Here is a 24,128-nt window from a genome sequence, read left to right as displayed (position 1 = left end):
TCAGACCCTCCGCGTCTTGATGAAGTGATGGTCGATATATTCGGCGATCGCCAGCGTGATCAGCACGATGGAGACGAGCACGAGTGTGAAGTGGTGGGGCACGCCGAGGCGACGGGCGGCGCTTTCGCCGCCGATCGACAGGATCGAGAGCAAGAACACGAAGCCGATTGCCGCAAAGCCGTTCATGCGCGCCAGAAAAACCATTGGAATGACCGCCATGCCGTAAGCCGGATTCCAGTCGGCGCGGACATTGCCCTGCACCCCTAGAATGTCGACGGCGCCGGCAAGGCCCGCCAGTCCGGCCGAAATCGCAAAAACGGCGATGGTGAGCGTGGGCACGCCAAGGCCCGAATGCACCGCCGCACGCGGATTGGCGCCCACCACCTGCAACTTGAGGCCGAAAGCCGTGCGCGTCATCACCAGATGCACGGCAATGATCGCAACGAGACCAAGCAACAGGCCGCTGGAGATCGTGGTGTCGAACAAACGAGGCAGGCGGTCCTCCACCGGCAGAGTGCGCGTCTGCGGAACCGTCGTCGACGGATCGAGGAACGCGAGCTTGACCAGCACATTGGCGAGCGATGTGCCAAGGAAGGTCATCATCAGCGTGGTGATGATCTCGTTGACGCCTTGATAGGCGCGCAGCAGCGCCGGCAGGAGTGACCATAACATCGCCACTGCCGTTGCCAGCAGGAAGGCGCAAACCAGCGCCAGCCAGGTCGGCAGGAACTGCACAAGGAAAGGGCCAGCTGCGGCGGCGCTGACCGCACCGAGCAGGAACTGGCCGTCGCCGCCCAGATTCCACATGCCGGCCCGGAAGGCGACGATGAGCCCTGCGGCAAGAAACAGGAGCGGCGCCATGCGCGTCAGCGTCTGCTGCACACCAAGCGGCGACAGCAGGCCGCGCTCGATGACGAAGCCATAATAGGCGAGCGGATCGACGCCGACCGCCAGCAGGATGCAGCCGGCAATCACCAGGGCTGCCAGGATCGGGCCCAGCGTCATCACCAGACGACGCAGCAGATCGCCCTTGCCGGTTTCGGGAATTGCTGGTTCAAGCGCGGTCGAGCTGGTTTGTGTAGTTTCGACGCTCATGCGGCAAGTCCAATCATTAGGCGGCCGACCTTGGTGCGGGCGTCGCCGGAGTTCTCGACCGTGCCGACCAGCGCGCCGCCCGACATGACGGCGATGCGGTCGCACATGCTCAGCAATTCCTCGAGGTCGGTGGAAATCAACAGCACCGCCATGCCGCTCGCCGCAACGTCGCGCACGCGCTGGCGCGTGGCCAGCGTGTTGGCAAGGTCGAGCCCATAGGTCGGTTTGTTGAAGATCACCGCCTTTACGCCCTCGGCGAGCTCGCGCGCGATCAGGATCTTCTGGATGTTTCCGCCGGAAAGCCGGCCGATCGGCGTCTTGATGCTAGGCGTGCGGACGTCGTATTCGCGCACCAGCTCGCCCGCACGGCGGTCGATCTCCTGCCGTTGTTCGACACCCTTACGCCAGAAGGGCGACGTGCCAATCTGCTTCAGGAAGAAATTGATCGACACCGGAAACGTGCCGACCGTCCCCTCGCCCAGCCGATCGTCGGTGAGGTAGCGCAGACCTTTCTCGCGCCGCGAGCCGACGCCCAGCCCGTCGAGGTTTTCGCCCGCCAGCCGCACCGAACCGCCACTGGTCTCCAATTGCCCTGCCAGCGCCTCGGCAAGCTGCTTCTGGCCGTTGCCGTCGATGCCGGCAATGCCGAGCAATTCGCCCGGTCGGATGTCGAATGAAATGGATGCGAGGCCCGGCGCGGTCGCAGTGGCGGGCACGGCAAGGTCGCGTACCTGCAAGAGCGGCGTCGTCTCGGCGGAGAAGGCACGCGCGACCCGCGCCTGTTCTTCCGGATCGCTTTCCTTCTTGCCGAACATCAGCTCCACGATCTGGGCAATGATTTCGTCCTCGCTCAAGGCACGAAGCCGCTCGGGCGTGATCTCACCCACCTTGCGGCCGAGTTTCAGCACCGAGATGCGATCGCCGAAGCCGGCGGCTTCCTTGAGCTTGTGGGTGATGAAGACGATTGCCAGCCCCTGTTCGACCAGCCGGCGCATCAGCGCGCCAAGGTCGTCGATGCCTTTCGGCGTCAGCATGGAGGTGGATTCGTCGAGGATCAGCAAGCGGCTGTTGCGTAGCAGCGCGCGCAGGATCTCGACCTGCTGCTGCTCGCCGAGCGACAGTTCTGAAACTTTTGCATGGAGATTGACGCCGATGCCCAGCGTGCGGCTGATTTCGGCGACGCGTGCCTCAAGCTCCTCGGCCTTGGGCCGCTGCCACCACGGACCGCCGACCAGCAAGTTTTCGGCCACGGTCAACGTCGGTACAAGCATCATATGCTGGAACACCGTGCCGATGCCAAGCGCCAGCGCATGGCGCGGCGAGGCAATAGCCGTGGGCACGCCGTCCACGAGGATGCGACCTTCGCTCGGCTGCTGCAGCCCCGACAGCATGCCGATGAGCGTGGATTTGCCGGCGCCATTCTCGCCCAGCAGCACATGCACCTCGCCCGCGCGGATCGACAGGTCTACGCTGTTGTTCGCGACGATGCCCGGAAAGCGCTTGGTCACGCGCTCAAGCGTGACGATGTCCGGCTTTCCGTTTGCCGCAGATAAAGAAGAACTGGTCATGAGCCGCCTACCGACCGCAATGATAGATCGGAGGGGCGAAATGCTCGCCCCTCCACGAACCTGACCGGCTATTCAGCCACATTCGTCATTAGCTTGCGCACGGCGGTCGCCTCGAAGATAGGTTCGACCTTGATCTTGCCTGAGACGATGTCATCGCGAACAGCTTGCACCTCGGACCAGACATTGTCCGGGATCGCAGGGGTCTTCAGCAGCTTGACGGAGTCGTCCTTGACGCCGATGGCATAGCTCTTGGTGCCGAAGGTGTCAGCCTTCAGGTCGTTGATCATCGCGGTGTAGACCGGCGTGATGTCCCAGACCACCGACGACAGCAGGAAGCCCTTGTCGATGGGCGACTTGTTGCCGATCACGTCGATGAAATAGACCTTGCCGCCGTCGGTTGCCTTGGTCGTCTCGACCGCCTGAAGCATGCCGAAGCTGGAGCCATTGCCCTGGCCGAAGATGATGTCGGCGCCCGAGGCGATGACACTCTCGGTCACGCGCTTGCCGCCAGCGGCGTCGCTGTAGGCGGCGGGTCCAATCACTGCATAAGTGATCTTCACTTCCGGGTTCTCGGCCTTCACGCCTTCGGCGAATGCAGCCGACTGCGAGTTCCAGGACGGCGGCTCACCCGACACGACAATGCCGACAGCCTTGGTGCGGGTCATCTTGGCCGCGAGGCGGCCGGCCAGGTAGGCGCCTTCGTGACCGCTCAGCGTATAGTCAGCGATCAGGCCCTTGGTGAGTGCGTCAGGCGTGTCGACGATCGCGACCGGAACGTTGAGTTCCTTGGCGATTTCAGGCGCCGAGGTGTTGTAGCCGCTGGCATGGGCGATGAGCAGGCTTGCGCCCTCCTCGGCCAGTTCGCGCAGCGTCGGGCGAACGTCGCCATAGCCGAGGCCTTGTGCCAGGATTACTTCCACGCCCGTTGCCTTGGCCGCAGCCTTGGCCGCTTCCACGCCTTGCTGGTTCCAGCCATAGTCGGTGCCTTCTTCCGGCGTCAGGATGGCGATGGATTTGACATCGGCGGCATAGGCACCGCTGAGCATGAAGCTGCTCAGAAGTAACGCGCTCACGCTGTATTTCAGTTTATTCAACATGTTACCCTCCGTTTCTATTATCTAACTTCCAAGATATTGTTGTTATTACTTGAAAGCCTGTTAGTATAATTTCAGACTTTCAGATAGGGACCAATCGCTTTGTTCACACGAGTTGTTATCGCGGCACTCCTGGGCTTCACGGCAAGCGCCGCGGCGGTCGAACTGCACCACGTCACTGTTCGCAGAGGTACTGACGGCCTTTCGCCGTTGACACTGACGGTGACCAACGCCGGCAGCGAGGCGATTGCCTGCCATGCCGACATCGCCCACTGGTATTCGCTGGAACTGGCCAAGGCAGCCCCCGGCGCTGCGATCGGCATCGAACTTTGGTTCGATCCCAAGACCGGCACATATGCCGCGCTCAACGACAAGCGCGAGAACCTGCCCGTCGAGCGCCTGTGGTGCGGCATCAAGGGGCGAGAATATGCGACGCGCGCGCTGGTTTCGCTCGACCGGCACGCCGAAGTGCTGCCCGCCGCCAAGCGCTCGCTGAGCTGCGTGGAGAGCGGGAACCGCCTGGTCTGCCGGTGAGCGAGATCGGCGCTCATCACTGCGCCGCCTTCGATGCCACGAGCGCCTTCAGCCTTTCGTACTCGGCCTTCACGGCCGGGTCCGAGGCGACAAGCGTGTCGGCGAGCTTGTGGAATTCGTCTTCCATCTTCGCTTGCTCTTCCGGGGACAGCTTGTTGACCACGCCGCCATTGTCGGCCCAGACCTGGTAGGTCTTCTGGACGTTATCGACGCCCCATTTGAACACCGAGGTTTCGGCCGCCCGACCCGCTTCGATGATGGCCTTGCGCACATCCTCGCTCTGCGACTGGAACCAATCCTCATTGACCACCGTAACCGAAACGATCTCGGCAAAGCGCAGGTCGGTGATGTTCTTGCCGATGTCGTAGTATTTGAACGCGGTCAGGATCGGCATGCCGACCAGCATGCCATCGAGCCCGCCGGATTCGAGCTGTGGGATCACTTCGGTCAGTGCCAGCGGCAGCGGGGTGGCGCCTATCAACTCCATCGGTTTGATCTGCATCGGCGAGGCGAAAGTGCGGATCTTCAACCCCTTGAGCCCATCGAGAGTCGTCACCGGCTTCATGGTGAAGACGACCGTCGGGCTGTTGTAGATCGCGCCGATCACGCGCAGCCCCTTGTCGAGGAACATCTCCTCCAGATGCGCCCGGTATTCCGGATCGTGGATAGCGTTGTCGACATCCTGTGGCGTCTTGAACAAGCCAGGCACATCAAAGGCTTGGAAGCGCGGATCGACATTGGTCATGAAGGAGGTCGGAGTGGTGAACGCCTCTATGGTGCCGAGCAGCACGCCTTCGGACATGCGCGGAATGGCGCCGAGCTGGCTTGCCGGATAGATCTCGGTCTTCACCGCATCGCCGACACGTTTGTTGAGCTCATCGGCAAACACCTTCTGCCATTCGTGCTGGACATCGTTGATGGTCGCGGACGCAAGCTTCATGGTCGCCTGTGCGGCAGCCGGCTTGGCGGCGATGGCCAGCGGTAACAGGGCAAGCGCAGTGCCGAATGCCGCGGCTTTGAGGATTGAAGACAGCATCACGTTCCCCTTCTTTCTAAAGCGTTTGACCGAGCGCCAGGGACAGCGCCGGCACATAGGTGATGATGAGCAGCGCGGTGATCTGCACGGCCACGTAAGGCAGCACGCCGCGATAGAGCGAATGCGCCGGCAGGCCCGTGACGGACTGGGCAACGAAGATGTTGAGGCCGAAGGGCGGAGTGAACATGCCGATCGCCAGATTGACCGTCATGACGATGCCGAAATGGATTGGGTCGATCCCGAGCGAAATCGCGATCGGCACGAGCAGCGGCGCAAACACCAGGATCGCCGAAGTCGGGTCGAGGAAGCAGCCGATGACCAACAGCACGACATTGACTGCGAGCAGGAACGTCACCGAATTCATGTCCAGCGACTGGATCGAGGCGACGATCGCCTGTGGCACGCCCTGCGTGGTCAGCACCCAGGTGACGACGCCAGCCGTGGCCACGATCACGAGTATCTGCGCTGACAGCATCGCCGAATTGCCGGCCGCCCGCACGATGTCGCCCCAGCTCATGGTGCGGTAGACGAAGCGCGCAATGACGATCGCATATAGGCAGGCAAAGCCGCCGGCCTCAGTCGGCGAGAAAAGGCCGTTATAGATACCGCCGAGCACGAAGACCGGCATTAGCAGCGCGGCGACGGCGTTCTTGGTGGCCGCCCAGGCGAGCGCCGGGTCGAAGCGGCCGACCACCGGAATCTTCAGCACGATGGCCATGACGATGACGAAGGCGCACATCATCAGCGCCATCAGCAGGCCCGGAAGGATGCCCGCCATGAACAGCCGAGGAATGGATTGCTCCGCCGACAAACCGTAGAGGATCATGGCGATGCTGGGCGGTATGACGATATCGATCGCGCCACTGGAGGCCAGCAGGCCCGCTGACCGTTCCTTGCCGTAGCCTGCGCTCTCGAGCTTCGGGTAAAGCGTCTTGCCGAGCGCAGCCACCGCCGCAACGCTGGATCCGGAAATGGCGCCGAGCACGGTCGAGGCGCCGACTGTCGAAACGGCCAGGCTGCCGGGCAACCGCCCGACCAGTGCCAAAACCCAGGCGATCAGCCTTGAGGCGATGCCGCTCGTGCCCATCAGCTCGCCGGCAAAGACGAAGAACGGAATGGCAAGCAGCGCATAATTGTCCATGCCTCCGAACAAAACCTGATGCAGCGCCACCGGCGGCGTGGGCAGGACGAAGAAGAAGGTGACCGCAACCGCCGCCAGGAAGACCAGGAAAACCGGTGTGCCGAGCGCAAGAAGAACGACGGGGAGAACAGCGAGCGAAGCGGTCATGCTGCCGGGCCCTCATGCGGGTCGTTACGCAGCAGCGCGCTCACGTCGCGAACGAGCATGATCGCGCCGACCAACGTCAGGCCGGCAAAGCCGACAAGCAGCGCAGCATGCGGCACCGACATCGGCACGCCAAGGCCCATGCTCTTGGTGCCGAGCCGGCTGATCTTGCCGACGAAGAGGTCGGAGGCGTAGGTCGCATAGGCGCAGGCAAGCACTGCAGCAGCATCATGCACGACATGCAGCAAATGCTTGAAACGCCCCTTCGCATAAGAGGGTACGAGGTTGATGCTGATGTGGTCCCGCTCGGCCAGCGACAGGATCGCGCCGGCCATCACCACCCAGATCAGGGTGTAGACCATCAGTTCGTCGGTGCCGGTCATGGAAAAGCCGAACAGGTAGCGGCCCGAGGCGTTCACGACGTTCACGCCCACCACGAACAGGAGCACGATGCCCAGCACGGTGTGCAGCAGCCTGCCGCTCGATCGCGCCAGCTGCAAAGCCTCCCATTTGTGTGTCATGCGGCCCTGTCTCTCCCCCACAGCCGACTGCATCGCCTACTCCCGATTTTCGAGAATCCGGCGGATGGCCACCAGTTTCCTGGCCCTTTCGCCTTGCAATGCCGTGATTTGTTCTAGTGTGTAGGCAAACATGCCCTCGCCCGATTTGAGGCCGAGCTTGCCATCCCCGGTCCTATCCAGCACCAGTGGCGAGATGTCCTTGCGGTCCGCCAGGTCGGCATTGAGGAAGGAGGACACGGACTTGTAGATGTCGAGGCCCGCCATATCGAGCAGAGCCATGGGACCGACCACCGCAATCTTGTAGCCGATGCCCCAGGAGACGCAGGTGTCGAGATCCTCGGGCTCGATCACGCCGCGTTCGACAAGATCCACTGCCTCGCGCAGTAGCGCGTAGAGCACGCGGTTTTCGACGAAACCGGGCACGTCCTTCTTCACCACCACCGGCAGCAGGCCAAGCGAGCGGATGAGGTCGCGAATGGTCGCGACGGTTTCCGGCGCGGTCTTTTCGCCGCCAATCACCTCGATCATCGGGATGATGTGCGGCGGGTTCGACCAGTGCATGCCGACGAAGCGTTCGGGATGCGAGATATGCGCCTGAAGCTTGGTGATCGGTATGCCCGACGTGTCGGATGCCACGATCACAGACGGCCCGATCAGCGCGTCGACGGCGCGATAGGTCTCGGCCTTGATGTCGATGTTTTCGGGCACGTTCTCGATCACCAGATCAGCGCCCTCCACGGCTTCCGCAATGCTGGCGACGAAGCTCACTGTGCCGGCGCCGCCAGTCGGAGCCTCGATGCCCAGACGATCGAGGGCGCCGCCGGCGATTTCGAGCATGCTGCGCGCACGGTCGATCGCCGCCTGCGACACATCATAGGCGGCGACGTCCAGCCCGCCACGCGAAAGCCGCGCGGCGATGCCGGGTCCCATGGTGCCGAGACCGATGAGGGCGACACGCTTGATCATCAGGCTGCCCTGGTCGACTGTGCCACGCCGGTGGCCACCTTGAAGGCCGGGCGCTCGGCCATTGCCGCTGCCCAGCGTTCCAGGTTCGGCAGCGCGGGACGTTCGATCTTGAAGTCGACGCAGCGCTTGAGGATCGGTGCGCAAGCGATGTCGGCAATCGTCAGCTTGCCGAGCGCAAGGAACTCCCTGCCTTCGAGATGGGCATTGATGATCTTGAGCTGGGCAACCAGATCGCGGACCTGTTCCTTGTACTCGGCCGTCTGCTCCTCCAGCGTCAGCTTCGAGCCCTTGAAGGCGGCGAGATAGCCGGGATTGACCGCGGCCAGCAGGAAATCCATCCAGCGTTCCACCTCGGTCTTTTCGGCCGGGGTCGCACCTGTCAGGTGCTCCCCGCCGAAGGCCGCTAGATAGCGCAGGATCGTGTTGGATTCCCACACCACCGTCTTGCCGTCGACCAAGGTCGGAACCTTCGAGGTCGGGTTCAGTGCCTTGTATTCGGCGGTCTGGGTGTTCTCGAACTGGCGGCCGTAATCCTCGCGCTTGTAGCGCGCGCCCAGTTCCTCGAGCATGAAGATGACTTTCTGGACATTGCCGGAAGTCTGGCGGCCTAGCAGCTGGTACATGTGGGGTCTCCTCGATTTCTCTTCCGCTCAGGCCTTGGGAGCCAGCGGTTTGTAGACAATGGCGTCCATCTCGATCTTGGTGTTGATGACGGCGCGTGCCTCGACCGTGGTGCGCGCGAGCACGGCATCGCCGATGCCTTCCAGGAATGCCTTGTTGTAGCGGCCGAAGTCGCGCACATCTTCGAGATAGGTGGTGATGCGCACGACGTCGGACAGCGTGGCCCCCTCATGCGCGATCACGCGCTCGATGGTCTTCAGCGTCGCCAGCGTCTCTTCCTCGATGGTGCCGCTGATCATGTTGTTGTTCTCGTCCTTCGGCACCTGGCCGGAGACGAAGATGTAGTCGCCGGCGCGAACCGCCGGATGGAACGGCAGGTTCGGGTTCTTCTTGCCGATGGCATAGTGGGTGTCGGATTTCCTCGTGCTGTCGCCCATGCCCGAACTCCTAGAAAACGCTCGTTTCGATGATGTCCACGCCACGGATGCGGTCGATCAGATAAAGGATGCCGCGATCGTCGATGGTGACGTCGTTTGAAGAGGCCCGGTCCGCGCCGGCCGGCGCGTCGGGAAGGAAGTGCCCCACTTCCTTTGGCGCGAACGGGTCGGCGATGTCGACAAGGCGCAGGCCTTGCGCGAACCAGGCAAAAGGAATGATGCTGCCCTTGAAGCGTTCCGACGGTTGGTGGCAGCCGGTCATCGGCGGCTGCGGCGCGCCGTCGGGATCGATGCCCGGCACCTGGAAGGTCGAGATCGGCAGCGGATTGGTTTCGTCGGTGATGTCGTAGATCCAGGTGAAGGCGGGCGCATGCGGATGCAGCTTGGCCACGTCTTCGTCGGCCACCACCATGATGTTGCGCCCCTTGAGCGGCTGCGGGATGGGCAGGCAGGTGTGCGTCGGATGCGGGAAGGCGGGACTGGAGTTCACGTGACTGATAAGCGTCGGCTTGCTCATGTCCGAAATGTCCAGAATGAACAGACCATGATGCCAGTAGCTGACGTAAAGCCGGTTGCCCATGCGCAGCGGATGGTGGCAGCGCGGCGTGACATAATCGTGCCACGGATATTCCTCACCACCGGCTGTCCACTGACCCGGAATCCACCAGCGCCCGACCTCGACCGGGTTCACCGGATCGATCAGGTCGAGGATCATGACGATATTGCCGACATAGCCTTCAGCGGTCGGCGAGATATAGGCATAGCGGCCGTCATAGTCGTAGCGATGGACGCCTTTGCCGCCAGTGAGCCACTTGGAGATGAGCTTCGGCTGGTCCGGCTTGCTGGTGTCGTAGATCGCCAGGCCACCGCCGAAATCGGCCGGGCCTTCGCTACCGAAGCGCTCGTGATTGATGATCATCAACCCGTCCTTGGCGCGCACCTTGTGCGAGTGCCAGCCCACCGGCACATCGATGGTGGTGATCTTCCTCGGGTTCCGCGGGTCTGAAATGTCGACGAGCGTGGTGCCGCTCGGCGGGCGCATATGGCCGATGTAAAGAATGTTGCCGTCGACCCAGACCTGGCCTCCGCCCGGGCAGTCGATGTGGCCGATATGCTTGGTATTGAACGCGGAAACCAAATGCGTACGCCTTCTTGCTAGTGCGTTGCTTGGATGCGGATGCGCCGCAACCCGCGGCGCGTCACGATGAAGGAGGTCTCAGGCGAGGCGGAGCAGGTCGCCAGCCTGGTTGCGGCCCCAGCGCTTATAGAGAAGCAGTGCCTTCTGGGTCGGCGCGTCGGTCGCGCCGAAGAAGATCACCGGCTCGGTCGCGGAGCCGTTCACATGTTCGACCCAGCAGCCGCCGGGCACGGCCAGCGTATCGAACTGGTTCCAGTCGTAGCGCTTGCCGTCGATGATCGAGTAGCCGGAACCGCGGAACGGAGCGAGCAGAAGGCTGGCGGTCTCGCGCTGCGGCAGCGTCTTCTCGCCCGGACGCAGCATCTGAACGTAAAAGTTGATGGTCCTGAACACCGGTCCGCCGGTGGTCGGATCGACATAGTCGACCACGATGCCCTCATGCGGGTCGCCGTCCCAATCCTTATGGGCGTCGAGAACAGCTTCCATCTTCTCCCAGCGATAGACATACATGGGCGAAGACAGACCACCGCCGCGCTTGTGGTCGACGAAACGCGGCATCAGGCCACCCTCGCCATAGATGCGCTGCGAATAGTCGGACGGATAGCGCGCCGTCTGGACTTTCTTCTCGACTTCCTTGCCGTTCTCCATCTCGGTGTATTTGTGATCGAAGTGAACGGCGTGGAGCGTCTCGACCAGCGGCAGGTCGAGCACCGAAAGATTGACCGCCTGCTCGCCGCCCACGGTGCCGTGGTTGTGCCAGGCGTCGTTCGGCGTCAGCACCATGTCGCCGGGGCCGAATACGATGTCTTCGCCCTCAACGCCCGTGAAATTTCCCTTGCCGGTCAGGCCAAAACGGATGGCGCTCGGCGAGTGCTTGTGCGGCGGCATGATCTCGTCAGGGTCGTTGAGGCGATAGGCCGTGTACATGGTGCTGACCGAGGCGCGCTTGGGCGCGAGACCCGGGTTGACCAGGATCAGCGAGCGGCGCTCGCTGTCGTCCATCGTCACCAGCTCGGCCGCCCGCTGCAGCAGCGGCTCGATATCCTTGTAGGACCAGACGAAGGGAATAGCCTTCGACGTGGCCATGAGCTGCTTGATCTCGTCGTGGTCGACACCCTCGCTGGTCGCCCAGAACGGGAACATGTTCTTGGCGTAGAGGTCGTCATAGAGGCCCTTCAGAGCCTCCTGCTTATTGGTTCTGGTGTCGCTCTTGGCGTCGGCGGTCATGTCGGGCACCCCTCCTTCGGTAGTCTCATCGTTTAACCATCTCAACCATAATGAGGATGGTTTTGCTCGACAATCTTTGTTCTTGTGAAACTGGCAGTTTTTGGTTGAGGCTGTCAAGCCCCAATGAAAGCGGACGAAAGCATGAGGTCCATGTTTCATAAATCGGCGTAATATGTTGACATCACGAGATTTTCTGGCAAATCAAGATGCGCCAGCGACAGCTTGTGCCGCCGCGCCATTTATTCAACCATACCATTTAGGTCTTTCAACCAAATAGAATTTTGGTTGAAACCAGCATTTCTCAGGCTGCGATTTCCTGCGTCACGCGCTGCCGGATCAGGTCCGATGCCTTTTCGGCGATCATGATGACCGCGGCGTTGATGTTGCCGCATACGAGATCCGGCATTACGGCGGCGTCGACCACGCGCAGGCCCTGGACGCCGCGCACCCTCAGCTCCGGATCGACAACCGAATCGCTGTCAACGCCCATCCGGCATGTTCCCGCCGGATGGTGAACCGTGATCGAGGTCTTGCGGATGTGCTCGTCGATCTCGTCGTCGCGCTGACACGACGGACCCGGGAAGAATTCTGCCGCTATGAACGGCTTCATCGACGGCTGCGCGGCAAGGTCGCGCGCCACACGGAAGCCGGCGCGAAGCGATTCCCAATCGCGCGGCGAGGACAGGAAGTTCTGGTAGATCAGAGGCGCTGCCGAAGGATCGTTAGAAGCCAGTTTCACGCTGCCCCGGCTCTCGGGCTGCACCGCCACGATGCGCGTGGCAAAGCCATCTGGGAACGGCGCCTTGAAGGGCGGCATATAGGGCCAGGCGGCAAGCGGCGCGGCGGTGAACAGAAGCTGCACGTCGGGCAGCGGACGCGTCTCGTCACTCTTCAGGAAGGCAACCACACCACCCGGCACATCGCCGGAAAAGCCGCTGCCGGTGAGATAGGTTTTGAGGAAATCGAGACCGATCCTGTCTGCCCGCATCATACGATGGAATGGCCCAGGCTTGCGCCGCCGGTACATCACTATCACCGAGACGTGGTCCTGCAGGTTCTTGCCGACTTGCGGCCTGTCGACCTTGGCCTCGATGCCCAGCCCGGCAAGCTCCTCGCGGCCGCCGATGCCAGACAACATAAGCAGTTGCGGGCTGTTGATCACCCCGCCCGCCAGCAGCACTTCGCGCTTTGCCAACGCCGTTCGCGCCTGCCCGTCGCGCGTATAAGCGATGCCAGTCGCGCGGCCATTTTCGAGCAATATCCGGGTGGCCATGGCCCTCGTAAGAACCGTGAGGTTGCGCCGGCCCATGGCCGGGCGCAGATAGGCCGATGCCGTGGAGCAGCGGCGGCCGTTGCGGATCGTCATCTGCAGTCGGCTGAAGCCCTCCTGCTCGGCACCGTTGTAGTCGTCGGTCTGCGGATATCCCGCATTCCGACTGGCCGTGGCGAAGGCCTCGATCAGGTCGTCCTTATAGCGGCAGCGCTGCGTATTGACCGGTCCTCCGGCGCCGCGCTGGGCGCTTGCGCCACCCTCCCAGTTCTCCTGCTTCTTGAAGTAGGGCAGCACCTTTTCGAAGGACCAGTCCGTCAACCCGTTCGCGGCCCAGCGGTCGTAGTCGCCCTTGTTTCCGCGCACATAGGCCATCGCGTTCGTGGAAGACGATCCGCCGATGACCTTGCCGCGTGCGCACTCCACCTTGCGGCCGCCGACATTGTCCTCCGGCTCGCAGAAATACATCCAGTCGTGCCGGCGCTCGGTGAGAATCTTGCCCCAACCGAGAGGGATGTGGATCATCGGGTCACGGTCCCAGTCGCCCGCCTCCAAAAGCAGAACGGAAACCGACGGATCTTCTGTCAGGCGGTTGGCCAGCACACAGCCAGCCGATCCCGCGCCCACCACGACATAGTCATAGGTTTCCCCCACTTGCATGCTCAATTCCCCGGATTGGATTTTCTTCGCCGCGTATCGCGACGCGTTTCATATCAACCGACACTCAACCATTGTCGAGTTATGGTTGTCAACCAAAGTCGATATGGTTAGATTGGTTGACGCTCCGCTATAGTTCCTGCATAGAGCGCGTTACCTTATTACCAGAGCCCCATCGCCGGCTCCCGGCGCGCAGTAGTTTGAGGAGACTGGATATTGACGGAATATGAGCCTGAGGTCGCGCCGTCCGAGCTGGACGAGATCGTCGCGGCAGTTCGTCGGATACAGCAGGAAGAAGGCAAGCTCCCCTCGGAACGGGACCTGGCCGAGCAGTTGAACGTGAAGCGCCACCAGCTGCGCAAGGCGCTCGAAGCGCTGCGCCGGGTGGGCGACCTGGAGCCGGCGCGCTCCAAGCGCGCTGTCGCTGCTCTGCCCCGATATGGCGAGGAGCTTATCCGGCTGACCAATCCGCTCGAGGTGATCGAGCTGCGCCTCATCCTGGAGCCCAGCCTGGCACGGCTGGCCTCGCTGCGCGCCTCGCCCTTCGAGATCGCACGCATCGCCGATGCCGCGTCCACGCAGGATCACACCCGCTCAGGAGAGGTGGACCTTACCTTCCACATGGCGATCGCCAGCGCGGCGCGAAACCATCTGGCGGGTGAATTCTACAAGATGCTGCGCCAGGTCGGCGTCGACGCCCGTGTGCAGGTCGCGCACACCGAACCAGCCACCTGCCCCAAGCGCATCGGCCAGCGCGACAGCGAGCATCGGCTGATCGCCGACGCCATCGCCAGGCGCGATCCGGACGCGGCAGAGGCCGCCATGCGAAACCATCTGCTGGCCGTGCAGAAGCGGATCATGGAGCGCGGCAACGCGGGCATCGCCGCCGCCTGACACAGGTCTCACCAAACATCGTTCATAGTTCTACTGGGAGGGGAACATGACCCGGCACTTCGATGTGCTGGTCGTTGGCGCCGGTTCGGCCGGCTCGGCGATCGCAAGCAGACTAAGCGAGGACGCGACCTGCCGGGTCGGCCTGATCGAGGCGGGCCATATGCCCGCTGACCCCGATATCGCCGACCCGCTGAAGTGGACTCAGATACAGGGGCGCGACTACGACTGGGCCTATAGGACAACGCCGCAGCCGTTTACCGCCAACCGCGTCCATGAATGGCCACGCGGCAAAGTAGTGGGCGGCTCCAGCTGTCTGCACGCCATGGCCTATGTTCGCGGCCATCCGGACGATTTTGTGCCATGGGAAAAGGCGGGCGGCGCGCGCTGGTCCTACGAAGGGCTTCTCCCCTATTTCAAGCGCAGCGAGGCTTTTGCTGCTTTCCCCGCAGCCTCGCGTGGCAACACCGGCCCGCTCGACGTCATCTTGCCCGAGGAAGCAGTCAGCCCGATAGCCCGCGCCTATATGGCCGCCGGCAATGCGCTCGGCGCACCCAAGATCAGTGACCACAATACCAGCCCGCTTAACGGCACCACGCCCAATTCGCTCAACATCCGCGATGGACGCCGCCTGAGTGTTGCCGACGCCTATCTTACGCCTGAGGTGCTGGCACGCCGGAACCTCACCTTGCTCAACGGGTACGAGATCGAGCGCATCGAGTTCAACGGCACACGTGCAGCGGGAGTGCTTGCCGTTGTTGATAGAATAGCAGAGCGGGTCTCGGCCGATCGCGTGGTGCTCTGCGCCGGCGCCATCTCCTCTCCGCTGATCCTTATGCGCTCCGGCATCGGCGATCCTGAAGCGCTGCGTTCGGCCGGCATTCACTGTCACATCGAAAGCCGCGAAGTAGGCGCCAATCTGCAGGACCATCTGCTCGCCCTCGGCAATGTCTACCGCTCGAAGAAACCGGTGCCGCCCTCGCGCCTGCAACACTCGGAATCGCTGATGTACCTGCACAGCAAGGACGTTACTCGTGCTTACGGCAGCCCGGATATAGTGCTGGGTTGCGTCGTCGCCCCTTCAGCCGCCGAAGGGCTTGAAGCCCCAGCCTATGGCTCGGCCTACACCATCCTCTGCGGTGTCACGCACCCGACGAGCCGGGGCCGTATCCTGCCGGGCGGGCCAACCCGCAGCGACACGCCGATCATCGATCCGCATTATCTCGAAACCGAATATGACCGCCTCACCTTCCGCACGGCGCTGAAGATCGCACGCGAAGTCGGTCATCATTCCGCACTGGCGGAGTGGCGAGACGTCGAGATACAGCCAGGGCCCGCCGCTCACACCGACGCGGCGCTGGACGATTTCATCGCCCGCGCCGCCTCGACGCACCATCACCCTTGCGGCACCTGCCGCATGGGCGGCGACGATAATGCCGTGGTCGACCCCTCCCTGCGAGTAAAGGGGCTGGAGAATGTCTTCGTCGTCGACGCCTCGATCATCCCCCAAATTCCCAGCGGTCCGATCAACGCGGCTGTTGTCGCTATCGCGGAAAGTTGGGCCGCCAGCGCTCCGTCTCTCGCATGACTCTGCCAATCGAGGATTGGGCGTGGAGAACAGCTGCGAACGGCAATCTGCGGCCACATCGGAAAGGGCCAGAAATCCCGCTGCATATTCTGGACATTTAGCCTCGAAGGCTCCACGCTTGGCGTAGCTCTCATTGCAGAACCGCCACCAAGAAAGCTTCAATGCCACTCAAAGTGCTTTCAGAAAGCAGTCGTGAAACATTCGGCGCTCCCAGCCTTCCGCGGATGCGGAAAGAGATCGATGGAATGCCGGAAGCGCTTTCGCGCATCGGAAAGTACATTCTCGACAATCCGGAAAGGGTTGTCCGCTCCTCTCTTGCAGAACTTGCGGTGCTGGCGCAAAGCGGCGAAGCCAGCGTAGTGCGCTTCTGCAAGCATCTCGGCTATGCCGGCTATCGCGACCTCAAGATCGCCCTGACCGCCGAACTCGCAAGTCAGCGAACCTCCCGCCTCAAGCGGGTTTCCAATGTCGGTGGCCTGACGCCTCTGGCGGACCGACTTGGCAACGCGATCAACGGCACCGCCCAAAACCTCGATCCAGAATTGCTGCTTCGACTGGCGATCCAACTCAAAAACAGCCGGCGCATCGATATCTTCGGCGCCGGAATCTCGGGCATCGTGGCTGAGATGGTCGCATACCGACTCATGCGCGTCGGCCTAATCGCCCAGGCATTCCAGGACGCCACGCTCGCCCACGAGGTGATCACGAGGTTCGACTCGTCTTGCGTGGCTATCGGCATTTCGGAGATGGGACTGACCCCGGACACGGTGCGCTTCCTGAGCGGCGCTCGGGCAGCTGGGGCCTTTACCCTGGCAATCACCGGCCGAGCGAATAGTCCGCTTACCCAAAATGCGGATGCCGTGCTGCTTGCTGTTGCCGTCGATCCACCGCCCATAGCCGGGGAAATGACTGCGGTCCCAGCCAAGATTTTGCTTGTGGAAGCGCTGGCCGGTGCGATCGCTGCCGAATGATGCCGGCTAAGTAGCGCATATCGATATGGAGTTTTAATCCACGACTGTCATCCAGATGAAATAAAACTCCGCCATGGTCCTCCCGAAATCAGTGGGACAGAGCATGACGGCGACCGTATCCATTTCCTCGATCGAAAAGAATTTCGGCGCGACGAAGACGCTGAAGGGCGTTTCCGTGGATGTCGCGGCCGGTGAATTCCTGACCCTTGTCGGCCCTTCCGGCTGCGGAAAATCCACTCTTCTGCGCATTATCGCCGGCCTCATCCCGCAGGATGGCGGCACGATCAGCATCGATGGAGCGCCTGTCGACCATCTGCTGCCCAAGGCGCGCGACGTCTCGATGGTTTTCCAGAGCTATGCGCTCTATCCGCATATGAGCGTTCGCGAGAATATCGCCACGCCGCTCAAAGTCCGGCGTTTGAGCAGCTTCGCGCGCTGGCCACTTGTCGGCAAATTTGCCCCGGGCCAGGCTGCCGCCCGCGCAGAGATTGCCGAGGCGGTGAAGCAGGTGGCGGCGCAAGTGGAGATCGAGGCGCTGCTCGACCGACGCCCGGCCCAGCTGTCGGGAGGTCAGCGCCAGCGCGTGGCGCTTGCCCGCGCCATGGTGCGCCAGCCGCGCGTCTTCCTGATGGACGAGCCGCTTTCCAATCTCGATGCCCGCTTGCGCGTCCACATGCGCGGCGAACTCTCCGAACTACACCAGCGTCTGGGCGCAACCTTCATCTACGTCACGCACGATCAGGTCGAAGCCATGACCATGTCGACCCGTGTGGCCTTGATGATGGATGGCGAAATCGTGCAGGTCGCAACGCCGGATGAAATCTACACCAACCCGGCAGATGTTCGCGTTGCTCGCTTCATCGGTAGCCCGGAAATCAATCTCCTCCAGGGCCGAGCCGACCCGCAAGGACGTATCTCTATCGCAGGGCGCGCAACGGCCCTTCGCACGGAGGCAGTCGGCCAGTTGACGGTCGGTTTGCGCCCGGAAATTCTGACCATTGACGACGGCTCGTCGGACATTGTCATCGACGGTCGGCTGCAGCGTGTCGAGCGGCTCGGCCATGACGTGCTGCTCCATGTGCGCAACGACGGTAGCGACAGGAAGAATATGACACTTCGCGTTTCGGCGGCGGAACTCGAAGCGCTGCAGATGAGCGGCCGGCTGGAGGAAAACTTCACCATTGGCGCACGCGCAACAGCGGCCCTCCTGTTCGATGCGGATGGCAAGCGGCTGCCGGCCATTCATGGCGCAACTGCATCGGAGCCGCTCACCTACTCCTCAGGCCGCAAGCTGGTGGGCGTCTGATCATGACCATGGTTCTGTCGTCTCACCCGATCGGCCGCACTCCCCGGCGCCGGCTCGGCGCCGAGATTGCGCCATCGATCGCATATTGGTTCGCCACACCATCGATCATCCTGCTTGTCGGCACCATGCTGCTGCCGATCGTCGTGATGATCGCCATGAGCTTCACCGACTACGAGCTCGGAGCGCTCGACTTTTCCTTCGTCGGTTTCGACAATTATGTCTCGCTCTGGGGAGACAAGACCTTCTGGCGATCGCTGCTCAACACGGCCTACTACGTCGCTTTGGTCGTTCCGGCATCGGTCATCATCGGGCTTGTTCTCGCGGTCATGGTCAACGGGCTGAAACGAGGCCGCAGGTTCTACCAAATTGCCTTCTTCCTGCCGGTGACCTCGACCCTGATCGCCATGGCGACCGTGTGGAAATACCTGCTTCACGGCAAGATCGGTCCGGTCAATCACCTACTCACTGCCATCGGCCTGCCCGGCATGGAGTTCTTCGGTGATCCGTCGCTGGTAATGCCAGCACTTGCCATCATCGGTGTCTGGTCGCTCGCTGGTTTCAACATGGTGCTGTTCACTGCCGGCCTTACCGCAATCCCGCAGGAGCTCTACGAAGCTTCTGCCGTCGACGGCATCGACAATCCGATCGAGCGCTTCTTCACCGTGACGCTGCCCATGCTCGGGCCGACCACGATGTTCGTGATCATCACCACCTCGATCACGGCTTTCAAGGTGTTCGACACCGTTGCGGTGCTGACCCGCGGCGGCCCCCAGGGCGCCAGCGACGTGCTGCTCTACGTCAACTATCTTGAGGGCTTCCAATACATGCGTATCGGCCTCGCCTCGGCCATCACCGTCGTTTTCCTGGGCATCATCCTGCTTTTGTCCCTGGTTCAGGCCAAGGTGCTGGAACGGAAGGTTCACTACTGATGTCGCGCCCCGGTTCCTTCTTCATGCGAATGGGCCTGACGCCCGGCCAGATCGCAATGCATGCCTTCCTGCTGGCCTGCGCCTTCGCAATGCTGTTTCCGTTCTACTGGATGGTACTGACCGCGTTTCGTCCATCGCAGGAGGTGTTTTCGGCAACGTTCCACTGGCTGCCGCAGACCTTTGTCGGTTTCGACAATTTTCGCGAGGCCTTCGCCAAAGCGCCGCTGCTGCGCTTCATGGCCAATGGCGCGATCATCTGCTCCGGCATTCTCGCGGTGCAGCTGCTGACGGCGATCCCTTGCGCCTATGCCCTGGCGAAATACGAGTTTCGCGGGCGCAACCTGCTCTTCGCACTCGTGCTCTTTGCCCTTTGCGTTCCCGTCCAGGTGCCGGCTCTGCCACTCTACATGGGTCTTGCGTTTACCGGGACGCTCGACAGCTACTTTTCGCTGATGCTGCCGTTCTTCCTGTCGGTCTTCGCAATCTTCCTGTTCCGCCAGGTGTTTCGTTCGTTCCCTGACGACATCATCCATGCTGCGCGATTGGACGGCATGGGCGAGATGGAAATCCTCTGGCGGGTCGTCGTCCCGAGCGCCAGCCCGGCCATTGCAGCCTTTGCGGTGTTCTCCATCACCGCGCACTGGAACGACCTTTACTGGCCGCTGATAGTCGTCACCAGCCCCGAGCTCGCACCGCCGCCGCTCGGCATGATGTATTTCAGCGATACGGATCTCGGCTCCAGCTTCGGCGCACTGATGGCCGCTGCGACCTTGCTGACCGCGCCGCTGACGATCCTTTTCCTGTTTGCCCAGCGTCACTTCGTCCAAGGCGTCACCATGACCGGCGTGAAGTGAAACTTCGCTTTCGCCGTGAGCCGAATGGTTCGGCCCATGGCAGCGGCTGCGGCCGAAAGAATGGGATCCGAACATCCTCCATCGGATCCCGGTAACCACCCCATAGCTCATCCAACTCTCAAGGAGAAAATGATGAAATCCCTCATGCAGGCCGCTCTGGTCGGCGCCACCATGCTCGGCGCGTCCGCTGCTTACGCGGACCCGATCACCATCGAAGTCGAGCACTTCATGCCGGCTCACAACGTCTTCCATGAGAAGGTCGCCGCTGCCTTCATGGAGAAGCATCCCGACATCGTCATCAAGTTCCGCAACGCGCTGCCGAGCTATGACGAGCAGCATCAGGCGCTGCTGCGCGAGGCCATCACCAACAATCTCCCCGATGTTTATCACTCCGGCTATCACCTGCTGCCGGAAGTCGTGCATCAGCTCGAAAAGCGCGGCCAGGTCATCGCGCTGGACGACTACATGGCCAAGGAAGGCGAAGCCTGGGTCAACACCAACTACGAGCCGTCGATCCTCAATCTCGGCAAGGTTGACGGCAAGCAGTACGGCATCGGCTTCAATGCCTCCACGCCGATCGTTTTCTACAACGCCGATCTCGTCAAGCAGGCCGGCGGCGATCCCGAACACTTCCCGACCAACTGGGCGGACATGATCGCGCTGGGCGCCAAGATCAAGGAGCTCGGCGGCGATGTCGATGGCTTTGCCTATGACATCCATGCCTGGCCGGACGACTGGCTGTGGCGCTCGCTCATCCTCCAGCAGGGCGAGCAGATCATGAAGGAAGACAACAAGACGGTTGCCTTCGACGGTGGCTCCGGCCTCAATGCCCTGAAGCTGGCTCGCAGCTTCGTCACCGACGGCAAGATGGTTCTGCGCGACTATGAGCAGTCGCGCCAGCAGTTCGCCGCCGGCAAGCTCGGCATCATCTTTGCCTCGCCGAACAGCGCGCGCGGCTTCTCTGACCTGATCGGCAACCGCTTCCAGCTCATGTCGTCGACCTATCCGGTTGCGAACCTTGAAAAGGGCGTCGTGCCAACCGGCGGCAACGGCATGATGATCCTGGCCAAGGACAAGGCAAAGCAGGACGCGGCCTGGGAATACATCAAATTCGCGACCAGCGCCGAAGGCCAGACGATCGCCGTTCTCGGCTCGGGCTATATGCCGACCAACAAGGCGGCTCTCGCGCCCCAATATCTCGGCAAGTTCTATGAAGAGAACCCGAACTGGTACACCAGCATCAAGCAGATCTCCCGCGCGGCTCCCTGGGGCGGCTATCCGGGCACCAATGGCGTAAAAATCTGGCGCATGCAGCGCGACATCATCGGCCAGGTGATGAGCGGCGACGTTACGCCTGAGGACGGTCTCGCCAAGATCACCGAGGAAACCAACGCGCTTCTCCCGAAGTAATTTCCCTCACCACTAGAAATCCGCCGCGCGTGAAACCACGCGCGGCTCTTCATCAGGTTAAAGCTTTGATAGATCTTGTAATTTTTGATTGCGACGGCGTTCTCGTCGACAGCGAAATCCTCGCCGCGCAGGTTACCTGCCAGACGCTCGATGCCATCGGGCTAACGATGTCGGTCGAGGATACTATCTCCTCGCTGGTCGGTCTCGATGCAATGGCGGCACGGCGCAAGCTTGAGACGATCCACGGCGTTCCTTTGCCGGTCGATTTCGAGGCCCGCCTTGCCGAGCGGCTAGATCACGCGTTCAACACACAACTGAAGCCCATCGCAGGCATCGCAGAACTGCTGCGTGGCCTCGATCAGCCTTACTGCGTCGCGTCCAACAGCGGCCGTGAGCGTCTTCGTTGTACCTTTGCCGCGACCGGGCTTGCGCCACTGGTCGAGGGACGCGTGTTCAGCGCCGACGATGTTGCGCGCGGCAAACCCGCACCCGACCTCTTCCTCTACGCCGCCAAGACCATGGGCGGCGTTCCCCCCGAAAGGTGCCTCGTCATCGAGGACAGCGTGACCGGCGTCACCGCGGCCCGGGCCGCGGGCATGCGCGTCATCGGTTTCTGCGGCGGCGGCCACATATTGCCGGGCCACGACCAACGTCTGCTGTCACTCGGCGCCGATCGCATCATGACGGATCATTACCAGCTCGCCGCCCTTCCCTGGCTGGTTACCGGTGTTTCGGCGGTCGTCAGCGCCTAGATTCCACCCTGCACATAAAGGACATCACCATGAGCAGCGTCGCTCCTTTCTCCCTGCCCGGTCGCTTCCTGCGCGGCAACATCCACACCCACACGACCCGCTCAGACGGAGCGCTTTCAGTCGAGGACGTGATCAAGGCCTATCGCAACTCGGGCTACGACTTCCTGTCGATCACCGATCACTTCCTGAAGCAGTTTGACTTTCCGATCACCGACACGCGCGCATTCAGCGACGAGAATTTCACCATGCTCCTCGGCGCCGAGGTTCACGCGCCGCGCACAGAGGTGAGCGATATCTGGCACCTCGTCGCAGTCGGCTTGCCGCTCGATTTCGCGCCGACTTCCCCGGACGAGGACGGCCCCGCACTTGCTCGTCGCGCCAAGGCCGCCGGCGCATTCGTCGGCATCGCCCACCCAGGCTGGTACAGCCTGTCGCTGGCGGACGCCGAGACGCTCGTTGACGCCGCCCATTCGGTGGAGATCTACAACCATGGCTGCCAGGTCATGCATGACAAGGGCCATGGCGCCTATCTGCTCGACGGCCTGCTCGACAAGGGTTACCGCCTGACCACCTATGCCTGCGACGACGCGCACTTCAAGGCAGCCGATTTCGGCGGCGGCTGGATCGAATTGAAGGCCGAGACCAACAGCCCCGAGCACATTCTGGAAGCGCTGAAGAACGGTCACTTCTACTCGACCCAGGGTCCGCGCATCGACGATATCGATGTGACCGAGGATCGCGTCGAGGTTCGCTGCTCGCCGGCATCGCGCGTGCTGGTCGCGGGGCAGGGCTATCTGATGAGCCACAGCAGCGGCATATCGATGACCCGCACCGCCGTCTCGCTGGCTCCGCTGGAAAAGAGCCCCTGGCTGCGCGTCATCGCAATCGATGATACCGGCCGCAGCGCCTGGTCGAACCCGATCTGGAAGTAATTTGGCTTTTTCGTGAACCGCACGGGACGCTGGCCAGCTATTCGATGACCTGGCGTCCCATTGCTGGTCTGCTTCGGGCGAAACGCAGGATCCTGTCCCCTCAAAACAATCGCGGGTCGAGCGAGAAGGGTTCCTGATCAATGATGCGAACATTCGCTGCGGCGGCATGGCCTTGGTTGATCAGCACGTTCAGATCTGGAGAACCGCCAATAGGCACGATGGCTGACGGGACGCGCAACAACAATGTCGAGCGTCCCTCATGCCAGGCGTCGCCCCTCTCCTGGCTCCAGGCCTCGTTTCGGCGCCAGTCGGCCGGCAGATCGGTCAAACGGACATCCTGCACAGGCACGCCGTCGGGCACCTCATAGCAGACCATGACAAGCTCCGGCAGCAGCGCTGGGTCCTCGATATGGACGAGCTTTTCGAGGACGCAAAGGGCAGGAGAAGTGGCGCAATAGGTTACGGCATGGCCGACAGTGTTCCAGCGGCCATCGAAATGCAGCCCATAGCCACCGTCGAGCGCCTGCGCATGCTGCTTACCCGACAGGCGCCACAGCAACATCAGGCGGCAGCGCCCCAGGCGATCTTGCCTAGGATTGTCTCAATCACGCGCGCCCCAGCCTCTGTTTGGGCAACGACGAGCGGGGTCTCGCCGCCGAGTTCAGTAAGAGAACGACGTAGCCAGCGATTGGCCTTTTCCTGATCACCAAAGGTCTGCTCCGCCAAGGACTGGACGCGCAAGAGGCGAACGGCACGATCCGATTCATCGACCGTCAGCGGTTGCTGCTTGTCGGCGCGATGGCGGCGTGTCCGCTGCGGAATCACGAACCTCTCGATTTCCTGCTCGGTCATTCCGGCCTGACTGAGACCACGCAGGGCGGACAGCGGAAGCCTGTTGCGAACGGCTAGAGCGAGATCGGCTTGCGAACGCACGATCCTGCCGAGCACGCTCTGACCGCCGAGCTTTCGCGCGACCTCTTCCACAATGGCGATCGACATGACAGCCTCCTTGAATGGCAACTTGCCGTAGATATATGCGGCATATT

The 24,128-nt window shown here is 62.1% G+C and carries 24 protein-coding genes; 10 read left to right on the top strand and 14 right to left on the bottom strand.

Annotation, left to right across the window (positions count from 1 at the left end):
• The 3 genes from C7I85_RS18615 to C7I85_RS18605 form a co-directional block, all read right to left on the bottom strand.
• Entirely contained in the window at positions 1 to 1,095 is a 1,095-nt protein-coding gene (locus C7I85_RS18615) for a putative B6 ABC transporter permease subunit 2 (protein ID WP_106725501.1), read from the bottom strand.
• A complete protein-coding gene (locus C7I85_RS18610; protein ID WP_106725500.1) occupies positions 1,092 to 2,663 on the bottom strand; it encodes a putative B6 ABC transporter ATP-binding protein in 1,572 nt (523 codons plus the stop codon). The genes C7I85_RS18615 and C7I85_RS18610 overlap by 4 nt, the downstream gene beginning before the upstream one ends.
• A 68-nt stretch (positions 2,664 to 2,731) precedes the next feature.
• Positions 2,732 to 3,760 carry a putative B6 ABC transporter substrate-binding protein gene (locus C7I85_RS18605; protein ID WP_106725499.1) on the bottom strand — a complete coding sequence of 343 codons (1,029 nt, stop codon included), beginning with the start codon at positions 3,758 to 3,760 and terminating at the stop codon, positions 2,732 to 2,734.
• 99 nt (positions 3,761 to 3,859) lie between these two features.
• Between C7I85_RS18605 and C7I85_RS18600 the strand changes: the two genes are divergently transcribed.
• The gene (locus tag C7I85_RS18600) at positions 3,860 to 4,291 is read left to right on the top strand and encodes a hypothetical protein (protein ID WP_106725498.1); all 432 of its coding nucleotides are present in this window, start codon (positions 3,860 to 3,862) and stop codon (positions 4,289 to 4,291) included.
• A gap of 16 nt (positions 4,292 to 4,307) precedes the next feature.
• Here C7I85_RS18600 and C7I85_RS18595 read toward each other — a convergent pair whose 3' ends face one another.
• The 9 genes from C7I85_RS18595 to C7I85_RS18555 form a co-directional block, all read right to left on the bottom strand.
• Positions 4,308 to 5,327, bottom strand: a complete 1,020-nt coding sequence (locus C7I85_RS18595; protein ID WP_106725497.1) for a TRAP transporter substrate-binding protein — start codon at positions 5,325 to 5,327, stop codon at positions 4,308 to 4,310.
• Between the two features lie 16 nt (positions 5,328 to 5,343).
• Complete coding sequence (locus C7I85_RS18590; RefSeq protein ID WP_106725496.1) at positions 5,344 to 6,615, bottom strand: TRAP transporter large permease; 1,272 nt, start codon at positions 6,613 to 6,615, stop codon at positions 5,344 to 5,346.
• A complete protein-coding gene (locus tag C7I85_RS18585) occupies positions 6,612 to 7,133 on the bottom strand; it encodes a TRAP transporter small permease (protein ID WP_245444997.1) in 522 nt (173 codons plus the stop codon). The genes C7I85_RS18590 and C7I85_RS18585 overlap by 4 nt, the downstream gene beginning before the upstream one ends.
• A gap of 36 nt (positions 7,134 to 7,169) precedes the next feature.
• Positions 7,170 to 8,099 carry a 5-formyl-3-hydroxy-2-methylpyridine 4-carboxylate 5-dehydrogenase gene (gene fhmpcd1 / locus C7I85_RS18580; RefSeq protein WP_106725494.1) on the bottom strand — a complete coding sequence of 310 codons (930 nt, stop codon included), beginning with the start codon at positions 8,097 to 8,099 and terminating at the stop codon, positions 7,170 to 7,172.
• Entirely contained in the window at positions 8,099 to 8,722 is a 624-nt protein-coding gene (locus tag C7I85_RS18575) for a glutathione S-transferase family protein (protein WP_106725493.1), read from the bottom strand. Before C7I85_RS18575 ends, fhmpcd1 begins: the two co-directional genes overlap by 1 nt.
• A gap of 27 nt (positions 8,723 to 8,749) precedes the next feature.
• Positions 8,750 to 9,157 (bottom strand): RidA family protein, encoded by a 408-nt coding sequence (locus tag C7I85_RS18570; protein WP_106725492.1) that lies wholly within the window; start codon positions 9,155 to 9,157, stop codon positions 8,750 to 8,752.
• Between the two features lie 10 nt (positions 9,158 to 9,167).
• Positions 9,168 to 10,295 (bottom strand): LVIVD repeat-containing protein, encoded by a 1,128-nt coding sequence (locus C7I85_RS18565; protein ID WP_106725491.1) that lies wholly within the window; start codon positions 10,293 to 10,295, stop codon positions 9,168 to 9,170.
• A gap of 78 nt (positions 10,296 to 10,373) precedes the next feature.
• Positions 10,374 to 11,522, bottom strand: a complete 1,149-nt coding sequence (locus C7I85_RS18560; protein ID WP_106725490.1) for a cupin domain-containing protein — start codon at positions 11,520 to 11,522, stop codon at positions 10,374 to 10,376.
• 301 nt (positions 11,523 to 11,823) lie between these two features.
• A complete protein-coding gene (locus C7I85_RS18555) occupies positions 11,824 to 13,452 on the bottom strand; it encodes a GMC family oxidoreductase (protein ID WP_106725489.1) in 1,629 nt (542 codons plus the stop codon).
• A 213-nt stretch (positions 13,453 to 13,665) separates the two neighbouring features.
• Between C7I85_RS18555 and C7I85_RS18550 the strand changes: the two genes are divergently transcribed.
• From C7I85_RS18550 to C7I85_RS18510, 9 genes are all read left to right on the top strand, one after another.
• A complete protein-coding gene (locus C7I85_RS18550) occupies positions 13,666 to 14,343 on the top strand; it encodes a FadR/GntR family transcriptional regulator (RefSeq protein ID WP_106725488.1) in 678 nt (225 codons plus the stop codon).
• A 46-nt stretch (positions 14,344 to 14,389) separates the two neighbouring features.
• Positions 14,390 to 15,928: a GMC family oxidoreductase gene (locus tag C7I85_RS18545; protein WP_106725487.1), complete on the top strand. Its 1,539-nt coding sequence runs from the start codon at positions 14,390 to 14,392 to the stop codon at positions 15,926 to 15,928.
• Positions 15,929 to 16,089: 161 nt separating this feature from the next.
• The gene (locus C7I85_RS18540; protein ID WP_106725486.1) at positions 16,090 to 16,899 is read left to right on the top strand and encodes a MurR/RpiR family transcriptional regulator; all 810 of its coding nucleotides are present in this window, start codon (positions 16,090 to 16,092) and stop codon (positions 16,897 to 16,899) included.
• 103 nt (positions 16,900 to 17,002) lie between these two features.
• Entirely contained in the window at positions 17,003 to 18,205 is a 1,203-nt protein-coding gene (locus tag C7I85_RS18535; RefSeq protein WP_106725485.1) for an ABC transporter ATP-binding protein, read from the top strand.
• Positions 18,206 to 18,207: 2 nt separating this feature from the next.
• Positions 18,208 to 19,134: a carbohydrate ABC transporter permease gene (locus tag C7I85_RS18530; protein WP_106725484.1), complete on the top strand. Its 927-nt coding sequence runs from the start codon at positions 18,208 to 18,210 to the stop codon at positions 19,132 to 19,134.
• Positions 19,134 to 19,988 (top strand): carbohydrate ABC transporter permease, encoded by an 855-nt coding sequence (locus C7I85_RS18525; protein WP_428832876.1) that lies wholly within the window; start codon positions 19,134 to 19,136, stop codon positions 19,986 to 19,988. Before C7I85_RS18530 ends, C7I85_RS18525 begins: the two co-directional genes overlap by 1 nt.
• Positions 19,989 to 20,120: 132 nt before the next feature.
• Positions 20,121 to 21,398, top strand: coding sequence for an ABC transporter substrate-binding protein (locus tag C7I85_RS18520; RefSeq protein ID WP_106725483.1), 1,278 nt, complete (start codon positions 20,121 to 20,123; stop codon positions 21,396 to 21,398).
• Positions 21,399 to 21,463: 65 nt separating this feature from the next.
• The gene (locus C7I85_RS18515; RefSeq protein WP_181257223.1) at positions 21,464 to 22,150 is read left to right on the top strand and encodes an HAD family hydrolase; all 687 of its coding nucleotides are present in this window, start codon (positions 21,464 to 21,466) and stop codon (positions 22,148 to 22,150) included.
• Positions 22,151 to 22,179: 29 nt separating this feature from the next.
• Positions 22,180 to 23,082 carry a CehA/McbA family metallohydrolase gene (locus C7I85_RS18510; RefSeq protein WP_106725481.1) on the top strand — a complete coding sequence of 301 codons (903 nt, stop codon included), beginning with the start codon at positions 22,180 to 22,182 and terminating at the stop codon, positions 23,080 to 23,082.
• 100 nt (positions 23,083 to 23,182) lie between these two features.
• Here the strand turns inward: C7I85_RS18510 and C7I85_RS18505 are convergent, their stop codons facing one another.
• Both C7I85_RS18505 and parS read right to left on the bottom strand, forming a co-directional pair.
• Positions 23,183 to 23,644: an RES family NAD+ phosphorylase gene (locus C7I85_RS18505; RefSeq protein WP_106725480.1), complete on the bottom strand. Its 462-nt coding sequence runs from the start codon at positions 23,642 to 23,644 to the stop codon at positions 23,183 to 23,185.
• Entirely contained in the window at positions 23,644 to 24,081 is a 438-nt protein-coding gene (gene parS, locus C7I85_RS18500) for a type II RES/Xre toxin-antitoxin system antitoxin (protein WP_106725559.1), read from the bottom strand. Before parS ends, C7I85_RS18505 begins: the two co-directional genes overlap by 1 nt.
• Positions 24,082 to 24,128 lie beyond the last annotated feature (47 nt).

It is taken from the genome of Pseudaminobacter soli (ex Li et al. 2025) (assembly GCF_003012705.1).
GTDB classification, from domain to species: Bacteria; Pseudomonadota; Alphaproteobacteria; order Rhizobiales; family Rhizobiaceae; genus Pseudaminobacter; species Pseudaminobacter soli.
This window is presented reverse-complemented; position numbering and strand designations above follow the sequence as displayed.

Bases quoted from the DNA above. Each gene is read 5' to 3' on its own strand.
- C7I85_RS18560 (WP_106725490.1), bottom strand. From the start codon at position 11,522: ATGACCGCCGACGCCAAGAGCGACACCAGAACCAATAAGCAGGAGGCT.
- C7I85_RS18570 (WP_106725492.1), bottom strand. From the start codon at position 9,157: ATGGGCGACAGCACGAGGAAATCCGACACCCACTATGCCATCGGCAAG.
- C7I85_RS18575 (WP_106725493.1), bottom strand. From the start codon at position 8,722: ATGTACCAGCTGCTAGGCCGCCAGACTTCCGGCAATGTCCAGAAAGTC.
- C7I85_RS18535 (WP_106725485.1), top strand. From the start codon at position 17,003: ATGACGGCGACCGTATCCATTTCCTCGATCGAAAAGAATTTCGGCGCG.
- C7I85_RS18590 (WP_106725496.1), bottom strand. From the start codon at position 6,615: ATGACCGCTTCGCTCGCTGTTCTCCCCGTCGTTCTTCTTGCGCTCGGC.
- fhmpcd1 (WP_106725494.1), bottom strand. From the start codon at position 8,099: ATGATCAAGCGTGTCGCCCTCATCGGTCTCGGCACCATGGGACCCGGC.
- C7I85_RS18530 (WP_106725484.1), top strand. From the start codon at position 18,208: ATGACCATGGTTCTGTCGTCTCACCCGATCGGCCGCACTCCCCGGCGC.
- C7I85_RS18525 (WP_428832876.1), top strand. From the start codon at position 19,134: ATGTCGCGCCCCGGTTCCTTCTTCATGCGAATGGGCCTGACGCCCGGC.
- C7I85_RS18520 (WP_106725483.1), top strand. From the start codon at position 20,121: ATGAAATCCCTCATGCAGGCCGCTCTGGTCGGCGCCACCATGCTCGGC.
- C7I85_RS18545 (WP_106725487.1), top strand. From the start codon at position 14,390: ATGACCCGGCACTTCGATGTGCTGGTCGTTGGCGCCGGTTCGGCCGGC.
- C7I85_RS18595 (WP_106725497.1), bottom strand. From the start codon at position 5,327: ATGCTGTCTTCAATCCTCAAAGCCGCGGCATTCGGCACTGCGCTTGCC.
- C7I85_RS18510 (WP_106725481.1), top strand. From the start codon at position 22,180: ATGAGCAGCGTCGCTCCTTTCTCCCTGCCCGGTCGCTTCCTGCGCGGC.
- C7I85_RS18505 (WP_106725480.1), bottom strand. From the start codon at position 23,644: ATGTTGCTGTGGCGCCTGTCGGGTAAGCAGCATGCGCAGGCGCTCGAC.
- C7I85_RS18615 (WP_106725501.1), bottom strand. From the start codon at position 1,095: ATGAGCGTCGAAACTACACAAACCAGCTCGACCGCGCTTGAACCAGCA.
- C7I85_RS18555 (WP_106725489.1), bottom strand. From the start codon at position 13,452: ATGCAAGTGGGGGAAACCTATGACTATGTCGTGGTGGGCGCGGGATCG.
- C7I85_RS18585 (WP_245444997.1), bottom strand. From the start codon at position 7,133: ATGACACACAAATGGGAGGCTTTGCAGCTGGCGCGATCGAGCGGCAGG.
- C7I85_RS18540 (WP_106725486.1), top strand. From the start codon at position 16,090: ATGCCACTCAAAGTGCTTTCAGAAAGCAGTCGTGAAACATTCGGCGCT.
- C7I85_RS18605 (WP_106725499.1), bottom strand. From the start codon at position 3,760: ATGTTGAATAAACTGAAATACAGCGTGAGCGCGTTACTTCTGAGCAGC.
- parS (WP_106725559.1), bottom strand. From the start codon at position 24,081: ATGTCGATCGCCATTGTGGAAGAGGTCGCGCGAAAGCTCGGCGGTCAG.
- C7I85_RS18610 (WP_106725500.1), bottom strand. From the start codon at position 2,663: ATGACCAGTTCTTCTTTATCTGCGGCAAACGGAAAGCCGGACATCGTC.